This window comes from Synechococcus sp. BDU 130192 (assembly GCF_963876085.1).
Classification (GTDB): domain Bacteria; phylum Cyanobacteriota; class Cyanobacteriia; order Cyanobacteriales; family MRBY01; genus MRBY01.
In genome coordinates this window covers 232,112-245,442 of record NZ_CAWNNO010000044.1, presented here as the reverse complement: position 1 = coordinate 245,442, position 13,331 = coordinate 232,112, and the positions used below count along the sequence as shown (strand labels likewise).

Sequence of the window (13,331 nt, the reverse complement as noted above, 5' to 3'; positions counted from 1 at the left end):
CAAAAAATTCTTATGACGAATCCATTCCCAATCCAAAATTTTGAGCTAATATGATTGATACAAAGGCCTAATCTGAAATCTCAGAATCTAGTGCCTAATGTGTGAGGAAAAACAAATGAAAACATCTTTATCTCTCTGGAAGTCTCTATCCATTGCTTCGGCTGCTGTCGGCGTCTCCGTTGCCACTGCTGGCACCGCCCAAGCCCAAGCAAATAACAGCGAACTCCTTAACCAAATCAACACCTACAGCCAAGGTGACATTGCTCAGGTAAACAGCGTTTTCCAACTCAGCGATGTTTCTCCCTCTGACTGGGCTTTTGATGCGCTTCGTAACCTAGTCGAAAACTACAACTGTATCGTTGGTTACCCCGATGGCACCTTCCGTGGTAACCGTCCCCTCAGCCGTTATGAATTTGCGGCTGGTCTGAACGCTTGTTTACAACAAATCGAGCGGATGATACAAAGCGGTGGTTCTGAAGTAACCCCCGAAGATCTCGCTGCACTCCGTCGCTTGATCAACGAATTTGAAGCGGAACTGGCTACCCTAGGCGCTCGCGTCGATGACCTCGAAGGTCGCGTTGAATTCCTTGAAGATAATCAATTCTCCACCACAACTAAACTGAAAGGTGAAGTTGTCTTCGCAATTGGTGATAGTTTCGGCGACGTGAATGCCCTAGACTTTCGCCTTGAAGGGGGTGAAGGAGACATCACAATTGATGATGTTGACTTGACACCTAGCTTCTTGAGAGATGGTGTAGCCAGCGGGTTTAACGGTGCCACCATCGTTGCCAATGATGATGATGATACTCAAACGACTTTCACCGACCGCGTTCGCCTGACCCTTGAAACCAGCTTCACCGGTAAAGATACTTTAATCACTCGCTTGACTGCTGGGAACTCTTCATCTTTCTCCCCCACTGCAGGTGCAGTTGTTGATGATGGTCCTGATCTCGGCTCTGGTGTAGGCTTCCAAACCTTTAACCTCGACACTGGCAACGACGTTGTCATCGACTGGTTGGCCTACTACTTCCCTCTCCGCAGAGCAAATGTTTACCTCGCAGCTTTTGGTGGTCTCCACAGTGACTACACCAGCACAACCTTCGGTGCAACTGGCCTTGAAGATTTCACCGGTGGTAGCGGATCTCTAACTCAACTTGCTGCATCCAGCCCCATCTACACCATTGGTGGTGGTTCCGGTTTAGGTTTCAACATGCCTCTCGGCCCCGTTGATATCTCCTTGGGTTACCTCGCTGATGAAGCAGCCGATTCCACTGAAAGCAATGGTCTGTTCAACGGTGAATACGGTGCACTAGCACAGATTGCTTTCAACCTCGGCGATCGAGCTGAGTTGGGTGTAACCTACGTCAACAGCTACCACGACAGCGGTGCTATCTATGACTTCGGTGGTGGTTCTGCAGTAAATGGTACAGCTTGGGCGAACGCTCTTGGCTTGTTCGGCACTGAAGCCAATAGCTACGGTGTTCAAGGTAAGTTTGACATTACTGACCGTATTTCCTTAGCCGCTTACGGGATGTACACTGATGCCAAAGTTTCTGGTTCTAGCGACGAGTTCGACATCTGGAGCTATGGTCTTGGTGTAGCCTTCAACGACCTTGGTAAAGAAGGTAACGTTCTCGGCCTCTTTGCTGGTGCTCCTCCTTACCTTGCAGAAGGTGATCTCAAGACTCCTCTGCAAGTTGAAGGTTTCTATAAGTACCAACTCACCGACGGAATCTCCATCACTCCTGGCGTAATCTGGTTGAAGGATGCTGCTCAGGGTGTGCTGGGTGAAGAAGATGCCATCATCGGTACTCTCCGCACTACCTTCACTTTCTAAACCAGTTAACTTTGTTTAGACAGATTTAATTCTCACACTTTTTGATTTTGAGAAAGCCTCGCCTCCAGGTGGGGTTTTCTTTTTGGACACCCCCACCCCACCCCTCTAACTCCTCTCTAGGGGAGAGACACTCTCCGCCTGCGGCACCTCCCTCTAGGGAGGATTAATGCTTCTCTAATTCCCTTCATACTCTGTTTTTCTAAGGGAGGGTATTGAGAGAAGATGGTAAGTGATGTCTATAGAATCAGAATTTGATGAGAATTAGTGTTTTTGGGATGGGGCTAATGGGGACACCGATCGCCCTAAAATTAGCCCAGGAAAATTTTTTGGTGACCGCCTACAACCGGACAGCAGAAAAACTGAATCCTCTGGAAGAACAAGGTTTAACGGTAACGACGAATCCCCAAACGGCGATCGCCAACAGTGATTATTTAATTTTGACCCTCAGTGATGCGGCGGCAATCCAAACGGTCTTATTAGAAAACGCAGATACTTCCTTTACAGGGAAAACAATTATCCAGATGGGGACGATTGCCCCAGAAGAAAGTAAGGCGATCGCCAAAGCAGTGCAAGAACGCCAGGGTCAATATCTAGAAGCACCAGTCCTCGGCAGTATTCCCGAAGCAAAAAAGGGAACATTGCTCGTGATGGTCGGGGGCGAAGAAACATTATTCCAAGCCTGTTTGCCAATTTTTAAAACCCTGGGGCAAGACCCGAAATATATTGGGGCAGTGGGTCAGGCAGCAGCCCTTAAGCTGGCTTTAAATCAGTTGATTGCGGGCTTAACGGCTAGTTTTTCCCTGAGTTTAGGATTAATCCAACGAGAAAAAGTCGATCTTGATAAATTTATGGGGATTTTGCGAGATAGTGCCCTCTATGCCCCCACCTTTGATAAAAAACTGCCGCGCATGGGCGATCGCACCTTTGCAAATCCCAACTTCCCCACGAAGCATTTACTCAAAGATACTAGGCTCTTTTTAGCCGCCGCAAAAACCGTCGGCCTTGAAACCACGGGGCTAGAAGGCATTCGAGAGATTATCGAGCAGGCGATCGCCTTGAATCTCGCCGAGGCAGACTACTCCGCCATTTATCAAGTGATTAATCCTGACCCCACACCTTAGCGACCATTTGATTACGACCACGGGCCTTGGCTTCGTATAGCGCGACATCCGCCAGGGCGACAAATTTTTCTGGATTCGTCGTCACACAGCCTGGTTCAATGGAGGCAATCCCCAAACTGACCGTGACAATCGGCGCGACCAAAGAGCTCTGGTGGGGAATCTGCAAACTGCGGACTTGCTCGATGATATTTTCTCCTAATAATTGCGCCCCAACACCGGGGGTGTCTGGCAAGATGACGATGATCTCTTCGCCACCATAACGGGAAACTAAATCTGTGGGTCGCTTCACTTGGCTGGCGATCGCCTGGGCTACTTCAAACAAGCAATGATCACCAGCCTGGTGACCATAGGTATCATTGTAATTTTTAAAAAAATCTACATCAATGAAAATAATCGAGAGAGGTATTTGATTGCGGAGCATCAGTCGCCATTGACGCTCTAAAACCAAATCAAAAACCCGACGATTCGCCAGTTGGGTCAAAGGATCTAAAGCCGCTAACCGTTGCAATTGCACATTCGTTGCTTCCAAACGTTGGTAGAGCTTTGCCTGATAAATGAGATGGCGCACCCGTTGGCGCAAAATTGTCCAGTGGATTGGTTTGGTGATGAAATCCGTTGCCCCGGCGGTAAAGGCCTTGGTGACTGATTCGTCATCCTCCCGGGCAGTAATCATCAAGATGGGAGTGCGGGCGATCTTTGTCAGCAGATCTTCTGCTTGTTGGTAGGCCACCAAGTCTTGACGAAGCAGGAAAGTTTCCTGGGAAAATTCAGTATTTTTTGCAGGAGAAATTTCAGTGCTGGCTTGGAGTTGTCGAAAGGCATTGCAAAATTCCAAGCCATCCATGACCGGCATCATAAAATCCAACAGGATAATATCGGGCATGGTTTTTTGGAATATTTCTAGTCCCTCTTGACCATTGGTTGCTTCAGCGACTGCATAACCTTCTTTTTCCATCCAAAAACGAATCAGGCGACGCGAAATTGGATCGTCATCAATGACAAGAATTAACGGTTGATCATCCTGCATTGAGGCAGAATCAGCGGTCATAGATTCTAGGCGCAAAAAGAACTATATGGTTATTCTAACGGGTTACTGCCCTAGGCAATCGGCCTTCTGATGTTAATTTGACGACCTTTCAGAGATTTTCAGTATGATCACTTAGGTTGCTATTCCTGCTCGATTTGGGTGACGCGGCGCACGTTCAAAGTATCGCTCATGTTTTTAATTTGATTAATGCTGTGGGCCAGTTGTTGGGCATTACGAATTTCAATCCGCAAAGAAATAATCGCTGGTTGGCCGTGGCTCGTTTTCACGTTGGTACTCCGCACGTTGATGTGCTGATCGCTCAGGCGTGACAGGATATCCCGCAACACTCCCACCCGGTCAATGACTTCAATGCGGAGATCCACAGGGTAGACCGGGGCGTGCTTTTGGTCGATGCTGGGATTCCAACTCACAGGAATCAGGCGATCGCCATCGAAGTTTTGCACATTGGCACAGCTGCGGTGGTGAATGGAAATCCCCTTATGGCTGCGGGTGACAATGCCAATAATCGGTTCGCCGGGCAAGGGCGCACAACAACTAGCGATGGTATAAACCAACCCTTCAATGCCAGCAATGGGGTATTTATGGCTATCTTGGAGGGGCTTGGCCGGTTTCGTCGCTGTGTTTAAAGAAGCTTCTAGCTCCAGTTGGGGGAGATGTTCTTCTTCCTGGTCGCGCACTTGATCCCGCCAGCGGTTCACCACTTGGTTGAGGGTGACTTCGCCGTAACCCAGGGCCGCCAACAGATCCTCGGTATTTTGGTAATTGCACTTGTGGGCAACGGTTTGCATCGCTTCGGATTTGAGGATCGAATCGAGGCCCGTTTTCCCTAGTTCTTTTTCGAGTAAGCTGCGGCCCCGTGCTAAGTTTTCATCCCGCCGCGATCGCTTAAACCATTGGCGAATTCTATTTTTGGCACTGGGAGTAACCACATAATTGAGCCAATCGAGGCTGGGGTGGGCATTTTTTTGGGTGATAATTTCGACGATATCGCCATTGCGGAGTTTTTTCTCTAACACTGACCAACGACCATTGATCCGCGCCCCTTTCATATGGTTCCCCACTTCGGTGTGAATGCGGTAGGCGAAGTCGATAGAAGTGGCTCCTTTGGCCAGGGCTACCACATCCCCATTGGGGGTAAAGACATACACATCATCTTCAAAGAGATTGTCCTTGAGGTTGTCAATGTATTCTTCAGCATCCTTGAGGTCGCTTTGCCATTCGATCAGTTGCCGCAACCAAGTGAATTTTTCGTCTTCGGAAGTGAAACTAGCGGCGGAATGACCGGCTTCTTTATATTTCCAGTGGGCGGCAATCCCGTATTCGGCGATGTGGTGCATTTCCATGGTGCGAATTTGCACTTCGAGGGGGCGACCATTTAAGCCGACAACGGTGGTGTGGAGAGATTGGTAGCGGTTGGGCTTCGGCAGGCCAATGTAGTCTTTAAAGCGTCCAGGAATCGGTTTAAAGGCATCGTGAATCACCGCCAAGGCACGGTAACATTCGTCATTAGTTTCGACAATAATCCGAATCCCAGCAATGTCAAAAATCTCGTCAAATTCTTTGTGCTGTCGTTGCATCTTGTGATAGATGCTGTAGAGGTGCTTCGGGCGACCTTTAATTTCCCAGACGTGGAGGCCCAGGTGACGCAGGCGATCGCGGATAATTTCGATGGCCTCTTCGAGTTTGGCTTCCCGCTCAGTGCGTTTTTCGGAAATGTGTTTTTGCATCGAACGGTAGGCTTCCCGCTCTAGATACTTGAAACAGAGGTCTTCTAGTTCCCATTTAAAACGCCAAATCCCCAAGCGATTGGCCAGGGGCGCAAAGATTTCACGGGTTTCGAGGGCAATGCGCTCTTGTTTATCGGGGCGCAGGTGTTCGAGGGTGCGCATATTGTGGAGGCGATCGGCGAGTTTCACGACGATCACGCGGATATCCTCGGCCATGGAAAGAAACATCCGCCGGAAATTTTCTGCTTGGCGTTCTGTTTTGCTAGAAAAAGTAAATTTGGTGAGCTTGGTTACCCCTTCGACAAGCTTGCGGGTTTCAGCGCCAAAGCGTTCTTCAATTTCTTCGGGACTGACTTCTGTGTCTTCGACCACATCATGGAGAAACCCCGCCGCAATCATCGCGCCATTACCACCCAAGTCGAGCAACAATCCTGCTACAGCAATGGGATGGGCAATATAAGGCTCGCCAGATTTACGGGTTTGACCTTCGTGGAGGGCATGGGCAAAGCGGAAGGCTTCACCGATGAGTTGGCGATCGCCTTCGGAGACCCCGACCAATTGCTCTGGCTGATAAAGGTAATTTTTCAACCAAGCAGGTAGCGGCACATCAAATTTTTCTGTTTCGGATGCGGCAGTTAATTGAACGGGAGAAGCAGTCATAGAAACACAGGGGAGAAGAAAAACAACAACGACAGCGGACGAGCTTAAAAAGGTTGTAATAGAAGGCAGTATTTGGGGCAACCTTAACCCGCATTCCTCGGTCGAAGGGGAAGCGAGGGGCCGACTCCTGAAACCAAAAGGATGAAGCTGGAGACTTGAACAAAAAGCTTAAAACAGAGATTAAATTTGCTTTAAGTATCTTAATTCTTACTTAAAAGTTTAGATTTGCGCAAAATATTTTTGGAAAGATTAATTTTGATACAGTTTTGATGGCTTGTTTGTTCTCTAAATTTGCACTATCTACCCGATGAATTTTTCTGCCTATCAACAATTAAAAATCGATCTGCAAACCCTGGCCACAGATTTAACACCCCTCCAACAGGAATCGGGGGCTTTAGTCCGTCAGGGCCAAGGGTTCCTCAGCTTTTGGGAAACCCGGTTAGCCCCCCTCACTGGGGAACAGCTTCCTGAAAAAATCTATAGCGCTTGGCGATCGCTCCACACGGAATTGTATCGGGGGTTGCGGCTCCTCAATACTGATTTAATCTTTCTCCAGGGCAGCCGCAGCCCCAACACCCAAAGCCAAAAACAACAACAGATCCAAGCCCGTCTGGCCCAACTCGATCAATACTGCACAGAAATCATTAAGCTTGGCGATCGCCTGACACCGGAAGCGTAAAGTGAAACTCACTGCCCTGGCCTGGGGTACTATCGACCCAGATACGGCCTTGGTGGGCCTGGATAATTTGCCGACAGACGGCCAAACCCAGACCGTAGCCCTCTTGGGTGGCGTCTCGCTTAAGACGAAAATGCCCCTCGAAAATTTTTTCCTGTTCCTCCTCCGGGATACCATGGCCCGTATCAATCACACTCACCTGTACCTGTTGGAGGGTGCGATGGAGGCCCACAAGCCGCACAAGCCCCCCTTCAGGACTATATTTGATGGCGTTATCTAGCAAATTGACAATGACCTGCCGGATCAATTCCCGGTCTCCATAAACCTCTGGCAGATCCCGGGGAATATCTAAAACTAATTGAATTGATTTACGTTGAAACCGCTCCTGAATTTGCTCTGTGATTTGTTGGCATAGGGGACTCAGGGCCATCGGCTGGGGCTTAACATCTAATTTGGTCAGTAGTTGCCGTGACTCTTGGAGCAGCTCTGTGATCATCCGGTTCATGATCTGGAGTTGGTTTTTCGCCTGCTGATAAAGCTGCCCCCGCAATCCAACTGTTTTTTCCGTTTCCGGACGTTTTGAGAGGATTTCTAAGGTTTCGATGGCGATGGACGTTCCGGTGAGGGGACTGCGCAAATCATGGGCCAGCATCGCCAAAATCTGATCTTTAAATTCAATTTGCTTGAGGAGAGCTTCTTTTTCCCGTTGCAATTGGAAGATTTCGTCGGACAGGCGCATTACTTCCTTAGAATGTTCTGTCTGGGACGCAGCCAAGCGGCGATCGCATCGTTCAACCTCAGCCAATTGGCGATCGCCAAGCTGTTTTCTGAGTGCCGCTACTGTATCCAGCCACTGCCCCCACCACCGTTCTAGATCCGGCAAAATATTGCTGCCTGCAAAGACCTGCAACGGCTCCGGAAAAACCTTGACCAGAGAAGGCGTCGCCACCAAACGATACAATTCCACCAGTTGGGGTTGATCTTTGATATTGATAATTTCCAAAGAAAAATCCGTTTCTTGCCGCAAACGCTCAAGATAATCTTGCACCCGCTTGATCTCACTCCGATGGGCCAAACGCTCATCCGTAAACAACAACAATCGCAGTTGTATATCGGCCGTAACAGGTGAAAGTTGAGATTGATCTTCAGCAGACACAGGCAGTTCAAACAAGACAAATTCGCCCCAAGAAAGTAAGTGATCCACAATCTGTCTACCATGCACAATCTAGGGGAAAAGAACAGTTTATGGTGAGCTTACTCCAAAACCTATTGTAATCCGTAGAGGACGAATTACCCCATGTTCCCAGAGCCTCAAACTTGAGTTAGATGCGGTGCATTGACCAAATCGTTTTAGAATCTAATGGAAATTGACACCGACGCCTCAAAATCGTTCAGCAAGCGACTCTTTTTAAGGAAGGAATACCACTATGGCTTTAGGCTACGTTGCCCTCGTTCTCCATGCCCACCTCCCCTTTGTCCGTCACCCCGAAAGTGATTTTGTCCTTGAAGAAGAGTGGTTATTTGAAGCAATTACCGAAACCTATATCCCTTTGCTTCACGTATTTGAAGGGCTAAAGCAAGATGGGATCGACTTTAAAATTACGATGAGCATGACCCCACCTTTGGTGGCGATGCTCCGGGATCCTCTCCTCCAAGACCGCTACGACGCCCACATGAAGCTGTTAATGGAGCTGGTCGAAAAGGAAATTGTTCATAACAAATACAACGGTCACATTAAATATTTAGCGGAGTATTACCACAAAGAATTTAGTGCCATCCTCGACACCTGGGAACGCTATGACCGGGATCTCGTGACGGCCTTTAAGCAGTTCCAGGACAGTAACAACCTCGAAATCATCACCTGTGGTGCCACCCATGGCTACCTCCCCCTGATGAAGATGTACCCCCAGGCAGTTTGGGCACAATTGCAGGTGGCCTGTGAAAGCTACGAAGAGAATTTTGGGCGTCCCCCCAAGGGCATTTGGTTGCCTGAATGTGCTTATTATGAAGGTTTGGAGCGGATGCTCGCCGATGCGGGACTGCGGTACTTTCTCACCGATGGCCACGGCATTTTATACGCGCGGCCCCGGCCCCGTTATGGTAACTATGCGCCGATTTTCACAGAAACTGGGGTTGCTGCCTTTGGCCGAGACCATGAGTCTTCCCAGCAAGTTTGGTCATCGAAAGTGGGTTATCCGGGCGATGTCTGTTACCGGGAGTTTTATAAAGATCTCGGTTGGGAAGCGGACTATGAATATATCAAGCCCTACATTATGCCCAACGGCCAGCGGAAAAATACGGGGATCAAGTACCACAAGATCACCAGTCGTGATGGTGGTTTATCTGAAAAAGGCCTTTATGATCCCTACTGGGCGAGGGAAAAAGCGGCAGAACATGCGGGCAACTTCATGTACAACCGGGAGCAACAGATTGGTCGTCTGAATAAGATGATGGGGCGTCACCCGATTGTGGTGTCTCCCTATGATGCGGAATTGTTTGGCCACTGGTGGTACGAAGGCCCCTGGTTCTTGGATTACTTTTTCCGCAAGTCTTGGTACGACCAAAATACCTACCAGATGACCCACTTGGCAGATTATCTAAAAATGGAGCCGACGCAACAGGTGGCGGTGCCGTCCCAATCGAGTTGGGGATACAAGGGATTCCATGAATATTGGCTCAACCAGACGAATGCTTGGATTTATCCCTATCTCCACAAGGCTGCGGAACGCATGATCGAGCTTTCGACGCGGGAACCAGCTGATGAACTAGAAGAACGGGCCTTGAACCAAGCTGCGAGGGAGTTGCTGTTGGCACAGTCATCGGATTGGGCGTTTATTATGCGCACAGGTACCATGGTGCCCTACGCGGAACGACGTACTAAGAGTCATGTGTTACGCCTGGAAAAAATCTATGAGGATGTAAAAGTCGGCAAGATTGATGCGGGTTGGCTCGAAAAGATTGAGAAGATGGACAACATTTTCCCGAATATTGATTATCGGGTGTATCGGCCTTTGTAGGCAGAACACCCCTCAAGAAACACCCCTCTAGCTCCCCTCAAGGGGAGAATGGCACCCTCCGGCCTATCGGCCACCTCCCTCAAGGGAGGATTTTTTTTGGACGGTTCAAAAAGTGGCACAGGGCAAGAAAATTTCTGGGATTGGGTCGCCACAATGGTGGTAATAAAGGCGATCGCCCCAGGAGATTTTCGTCATGGTCAGTTACAGTTTTGTGAGTTTTGGGTTTGGGTCAGGATTTTTGGCACTGGTGGTTTTTTTCATTTTGCAGTGGCTCCAGATTCCGGCGGGTAGTTTAGTCGATTGGCTGGTGGGCATTGCCAGTTTTTGGTGGCTGTTGGCGGTGGTGACGATTCCGTGGAATATTTATTTTGAGGCGGAGGAGACAAAGGCCGAGGCGGTGATTTCTCGCCAGAAAAATATCCCTGTTGATGCCCAACAGTTAGCCTATGTGGCAAAAATTGCTCGGTTTGGTTTGCTGTTGGCGATCGCCCTCCATCTGCTTTCAGCTTTGGGGTTATATGGTCTGGCGGCCTGGGGCATTAGTCCGGTGGGGTATGTGACAGGCGGGGCAATGTTATTGCTCACGGCATTGCGGCCAGCGGTGCGCGCTTACCAATTTATTGCCCAGCGTCTCATGTCAATTCGCCAGCAAATCCAATATCCCCGGGAAGATGTGGTGGAATTACGTCACCGGGTGGTGACCCTAGAGGCAGGAGTTAAAAACCTACAAGAAACAACCGAAAAAAATAGCCAAACCCACCAGGAAGAATGGCATAGCCTCCGGCGCGATTTAGCGAAAATGCGGACCGCCCTCGAACAACTAGAAGCCACCAATGAAGCAGCTCACCGACAACTCGCCCGGGAAGCGACAACGGCGATCGCCCAACTCAGTGAAGATAGCCAAGTGTTGAACCATGTGCGGGAAATTATTCACTTCTGGAAACAAGCTTAGGTTTAAGGTTTGCGCCGTTATGCCCTAATGGTCAAAAAGTCCCGATAGAATGGGAGCAAAACATCATCCCCGCACTCACTATGCCTCAGTTTTTGTTGACCTGGTTAGCGACGGCTGGCTCCCTCTTTCTTACGGCCACCATTGTCCCTGGTTTAGAAATTAATGGCCTGACCACAGCCTTGATCGGGGCGATCGCCCTTGGGTTTGTGAATGCCATCGTTAAACCAATTTTGATCCTCTTTACCCTGCCCCTGACCATTTTGACCCTCGGCCTGTTTCTCCTGGTTGTCAATGCGATCGCCTTGGGGTTAGTCGGCTACCTCACACCGGGTTTAGAAGTCAATGGCTTTTTCCCGGCGGTGATTGGTTCCCTGGTGCTGACCTTTATTTCCAGCTTAATCAATCAACTCCTCGGCCAAGACGACGAACTCACCGAATAATCTTTTTTCGTCACTCACTCTATTCAAAATTTCGCCTCCCAGTAGTGAACCGGGGGGCAATTTGCTTTTATGCTAGGGAGAAAATCGGCAACCTTTACCCAAAATCTATGGCAACTGCGGAAAATCTCTTGGTCGTCAATGACGTCTATGCAGGATATATCAAAGATCTAAACATTCTCCAGGGCATTAACTTTCGGATTGCTCCCGGAGAATTAGTAGTGGTCATTGGCCCCAATGGCGCAGGAAAATCGACCCTCGCTAAAACGATTTTTGGTCTCCTGACCCCCAACCAAGGCAACATTACGTTCAAAGGAAAACCCATTACTGGCCTGCGTCCCAACCAAATTGTGCAACGGGGTATGTGCTATGTCCCCCAGATTCAAAACGTTTTTGCCAACCTGAGTATCGAAGAAAATTTAGAAATGGGGGCCTTTGTGCGGTCTGGCTCCCTCGAAAATCTCAAGGAACAAATTTATACGATGTTCCCCGTGCTGAAACAACGGCGCAAACAACGGGCGGGTACTCTCTCTGGGGGCGAAAGGCAAATGTTAGCCATGGGCAGGGCTTTGATGTTAGACCCGGATCTTCTCGTCCTTGATGAACCGTCAGCAGCTCTTTCACCAATTCTGGTGGCTAGTGTTTTTGAGCAAATCAAAGCGGTGAATCAATTGGGTAAAGCGATTATGCTCGTGGAACAGAACGCAAAAAAGGCGTTGGAATTTGCTGACCGGGGCTATGTTTTAGAAAGTGGCTGCGATCGCTTTGAGGGCACAGGGCAAGATTTGCTAACGAACCCGAAGGTCGGTGAACTCTACCTCGGTGCAGCCTACAAAGAGACCTAGATTCGCTACAGTAAAAACTAGAGCTTGGGTAATTGCGGTCGTGGTGAAGTTTCTGGACAATCTGAAAACCTCTTGGCAACAATGGTGGCGATCGCCGGAAGCAAAAACCCCAGAAATTATTGATGTGGCCGCAGAACCCATCGATACGCCCCCCCAGAAAACATCCCCCAAGCCTTGGCAACGGGTGATCGAGAGATTTCGCCCAGCACAGCCAGCGGTTACAACTCTCCACGACGACCTCGAAGAACAGGTTAAAGCCAATTTACGGGAACAGGACAAAACCCGTATTGCCCAGGTATTTCAGCGATTTGCCCAGGGGGTAACGCCAGCGGATATTGAAAAAATTAAAGCTCATTTAGGGGAGATGCGCCGGGGGCCAATCAAAGATATTTGGCAAAAGGTGCAAGGCCTCGCCCAACTGATTAAGGATCCGAACGTGGCCTGGCGGTCAAAAACCATGGCGATCGCCGCATTATTGTATTTAGTTTCGCCCCTCGATGCGGTGCCGGATGTGATTCCCTTTGCGGGGTTAGCCGATGATGCAGCGGTGATTATTGCGGTGGGTTCAACCCTCGCCTTTGAGTTAGAAAAATACATGACCCGTCAGGCCGAAAAAAAGGCCGAAATCGAAATTAAAAAACACACCACCAACGTCAGAATTACGCTTCTTGGCAGTATTGCCGCAGCGGCGATCGCCATTCTCGTCAAAATTGTCCTGAATATTCTGTCGTCCTAACCAACAAGTTTCAAGAAAAAGAATAAACAGGCGTTTCTACAACTTTGAGGGGCGGTTGTTGACCCCAGATAATTTCCTGCAACCGATCTACCGTCTCCGGCGCAAATAATTTCTCGCCCGTCTCCTGGCAGACCCTAGCCGGGACATTTTCCACAACGTAAATCTTCCCGGCAATTTCCACGGAATAGGTCACAAAAGAATCAACAAAAGTTTCTTCAAAAGCAATGTCGCTCATCTACTAATTTCCTGTAGCAACTTCCTCCATTTTGCAAAAC

12 protein-coding genes are annotated in these 13,331 nt (G+C 49.1%); 8 read left to right on the top strand and 4 right to left on the bottom strand.

Going from position 1 to position 13,331, the window contains the following annotated elements:
• Positions 1-115: 115 nt before the first annotated feature.
• Both AACT35_RS11165 and AACT35_RS11160 read left to right on the top strand, forming a co-directional pair.
• Positions 116-1,837: an iron uptake porin gene (locus tag AACT35_RS11165; protein WP_065717197.1), complete on the top strand. Its 1,722-nt coding sequence runs from the start codon at positions 116-118 to the stop codon at positions 1,835-1,837.
• Positions 1,838-2,091: 254 nt separating this feature from the next.
• On the top strand, positions 2,092-2,958 hold the full coding sequence (locus tag AACT35_RS11160) for an NAD(P)-dependent oxidoreductase (RefSeq protein ID WP_065717198.1): 867 nt from the start codon (positions 2,092-2,094) through the stop codon (positions 2,956-2,958).
• On the opposite strand, the gene AACT35_RS11155 is transcribed toward AACT35_RS11160, so the two are convergent.
• Together AACT35_RS11155 and AACT35_RS11150 are read right to left on the bottom strand one after the other, a co-directional pair.
• The gene (locus AACT35_RS11155; protein WP_065717199.1) at positions 2,936-4,006 is read right to left on the bottom strand and encodes a GGDEF domain-containing response regulator; all 1,071 of its coding nucleotides are present in this window, start codon (positions 4,004-4,006) and stop codon (positions 2,936-2,938) included. The two genes, AACT35_RS11160 and AACT35_RS11155, sit on opposite strands and share 23 nt — an antisense overlap.
• Positions 4,007-4,125: 119 nt before the next feature.
• Positions 4,126-6,393, bottom strand: coding sequence for a RelA/SpoT family protein (locus tag AACT35_RS11150; protein ID WP_065711539.1), 2,268 nt, complete (start codon positions 6,391-6,393; stop codon positions 4,126-4,128).
• 307 nt (positions 6,394-6,700) lie between these two features.
• Between AACT35_RS11150 and patD the strand changes: the two genes are divergently transcribed.
• Positions 6,701-7,072 (top strand): heterocyst frequency control protein PatD, encoded by a 372-nt coding sequence (gene patD / locus AACT35_RS11145; protein ID WP_099240071.1) that lies wholly within the window; start codon positions 6,701-6,703, stop codon positions 7,070-7,072.
• Here the strand turns inward: patD and AACT35_RS11140 are convergent.
• Complete coding sequence (locus tag AACT35_RS11140; RefSeq protein ID WP_254048045.1) at positions 7,038-8,273, bottom strand: histidine kinase; 1,236 nt, start codon at positions 8,271-8,273, stop codon at positions 7,038-7,040. The two genes, patD and AACT35_RS11140, sit on opposite strands and share 35 nt — an antisense overlap.
• Before the next feature lie 223 nt (positions 8,274-8,496).
• Between AACT35_RS11140 and AACT35_RS11135 the strand changes: the two genes are divergently transcribed.
• The 5 genes from AACT35_RS11135 to AACT35_RS11115 all read left to right on the top strand — a co-directional run bounded on the left by AACT35_RS11135 (position 8,497) and on the right by AACT35_RS11115 (position 13,056).
• The gene (locus AACT35_RS11135) at positions 8,497-10,086 is read left to right on the top strand and encodes a glycoside hydrolase family 57 protein (RefSeq protein WP_065717201.1); all 1,590 of its coding nucleotides are present in this window, start codon (positions 8,497-8,499) and stop codon (positions 10,084-10,086) included.
• Positions 10,087-10,279: 193 nt separating this feature from the next.
• The gene (locus tag AACT35_RS11130; RefSeq protein WP_099240069.1) at positions 10,280-11,038 is read left to right on the top strand and encodes a hypothetical protein; all 759 of its coding nucleotides are present in this window, start codon (positions 10,280-10,282) and stop codon (positions 11,036-11,038) included.
• 80 nt (positions 11,039-11,118) lie between these two features.
• A complete protein-coding gene (locus tag AACT35_RS11125; RefSeq protein WP_012308408.1) occupies positions 11,119-11,478 on the top strand; it encodes a phage holin family protein in 360 nt (119 codons plus the stop codon).
• A 107-nt stretch (positions 11,479-11,585) separates the two neighbouring features.
• The gene (locus tag AACT35_RS11120; protein ID WP_062436324.1) at positions 11,586-12,320 is read left to right on the top strand and encodes an ABC transporter ATP-binding protein; all 735 of its coding nucleotides are present in this window, start codon (positions 11,586-11,588) and stop codon (positions 12,318-12,320) included.
• Between the two features lie 40 nt (positions 12,321-12,360).
• On the top strand, positions 12,361-13,056 hold the full coding sequence (locus AACT35_RS11115) for a YkvA family protein (protein ID WP_254048044.1): 696 nt from the start codon (positions 12,361-12,363) through the stop codon (positions 13,054-13,056).
• 10 nt (positions 13,057-13,066) lie between these two features.
• Here the strand turns inward: AACT35_RS11115 and AACT35_RS11110 are convergent, their stop codons facing one another.
• The gene (locus AACT35_RS11110; protein WP_065711543.1) at positions 13,067-13,291 is read right to left on the bottom strand and encodes a YgiT-type zinc finger protein; all 225 of its coding nucleotides are present in this window, start codon (positions 13,289-13,291) and stop codon (positions 13,067-13,069) included.
• Positions 13,292-13,331: the final 40 nt, after the last annotated feature.